Origin of the sequence: Burkholderia sp. MSMB1826 (assembly GCF_001526325.1) — a bacterium.
GTDB lineage: Bacteria > Pseudomonadota > Gammaproteobacteria > Burkholderiales > Burkholderiaceae > Burkholderia.
The window spans coordinates 1-1859 of sequence record NZ_LOYN01000062.1; the positions used below are offsets into that span (position 1 = coordinate 1).

Below are 1859 nucleotides of genomic sequence, written 5' to 3' on the forward strand. Positions count from 1 at the left end.
AATCGGCATAGGGGACGGCCATGAGGCCGTACCCCTGCCACACCACCCGGCATGCGGGTCCGCACCGGGCGGTTCGGGAAGTTGAGGTTATGAGAGTCGGGGCACACCCAGCCGATCGAAGTACGCGAGGGTCAATACGCTATTCAGGAGCTTGCCGCTGTTACGCCACCAGCGACAGCTGTTCGCCGCCACCTGTTGCGCCACAGCGGACGGTGCGCCCAACGCACGCAGTTCCCGGTAGATGGTCGGACCGCGGCGCCAGTGTTTGAGCTGGATGACACGCAGCCGGTGACGCATCCACTTGTCCAGATCCAGCCAGACTCGTGGCGTCTGCGCCATCCGGAAGTACTCCTTCCAACCCAATACATAGGGCCGTAACCGTTCCACCACGTCCTTCATGCTGCGCCCGCCGCTACGGCCGGTCAGTTCGCGAATGCGGCGTTTGAACGCCAGCAGCGGTCTGGCCGCCACCTTGCGCTTGATGACACCGCCGGACGCTACCCATAGGCTGTAGCCCAGAAACTTGCGACCGAACACACTGGCGACTGCGCTTTTGGTCTCGTTGACCTTCAACCGCAGTTGCCCATACAGACGACGCAGCAGCGCCATCACCCGCTCGCCAGCACGGCGGCTACGAACATAGACATTCGCATCGTCGGCATAGCGCGCGAAGCAGTGGCCTCGCCGCTCCAGTTCCTTGTCCACCTCATCGAGCAGCACGTTGCCCAGCAACGGCGATAGCGGCCCGCCCTGTGGCGTGCCCTGTTCGCGCTGCTGAACCACGCCGCCATCCATGATGCCGCTGTTCAGATACGCCCGGATCAGCCGGATCACGCTGGCGTCCCCAATACGTTTCTGCAGTCGGTCGATCAGGATGTCGTGGTTGACCCGGTCGAAGAACTTCTCCAGATCAACATCCACCACGATTCGCCGACCCGACTGCACGTACGACTGCGCGGCAAGCACCGCATCGTGCGCACGCCGTCCGGGCCGGAAGCCGTAGCTGTTCTCGCTGAAGCCAGGGTCCAGAACCGGTTGCAGCACCTGCAGCAGCGCCTGCTGGATCAGCCGGTCCGTCACCGTCGGGATGCCAAGCTCGCGCTCGCCTCCGTCCGGTTTCGGGATCGTCACCCGCCGTACCGGACTGGGCCGGTACGTCCCCTTGAGCAACTGTTCACGGATCGCGGGCCACGCCGTCACCAGATGGCGCGACGTCTGGTCCATATCCAGACCGTCCACGCCAGCGGCTCCCTTGTTGGCCCGTACCCGTTTGAACGCCTGCTTCAGGTTCTCCCTCGTCAGCGCCGCCATCAGCAGCGACGACCCTGTGTCCCCGGATTCATGGCGCGGGCAACAGCCTTCGTCGCTCACGGGCATAGACGCAGCTTCACCGCGTATGCTTCCCGCTCGCCCCGCTCGCACGGGCATCTGACGCATTGCCTGTCGCATCGACATGACGCTGGACACTCCTTCCCGTTCGGCCCTTCGTCACCAGCTTCAGCCTCATCGACCTGTCCTGTGACTACTACGACCTCTGCTGACTTCTCGCTCCGGCTCGACGCCGTCGCCCTTTCAGGCATAAGGCGAGATCTCCCCAGGTAAGAGCGCACTCCTTCATCGCACAACCGCCGCATTTACGCTGCTTCGCCTTGGTCACGAGAGCTTCGCGGTGCGTTGCCCGCTCGCCCTGCACGGCAGCGCCTTCTATGCAGTTCTTGTCCATCGGCTCACGATTTACGCTCCACGCTTCCTCTCCACATTCGGTCGCCCTCATGCAGTTGCGCTTCACTTCATTCGCTGTGACCAGCTTATGGCGGGACTTGCACCCGCAGGAGTGCGCCCATGCTGGGCGCACAACG

General features: G+C 63.6%; 1 protein-coding gene. It reads right to left on the reverse strand.

Annotation, left to right across the window (positions count from 1 at the left end):
* Positions 1-87 precede the first annotated feature (87 nt).
* A complete protein-coding gene (gene ltrA / locus WS95_RS32400) occupies positions 88-1455 on the reverse strand; it encodes a group II intron reverse transcriptase/maturase (RefSeq protein ID WP_059828299.1) in 1368 nt (455 codons plus the stop codon).
* Positions 1456-1859: the final 404 nt, after the last annotated feature.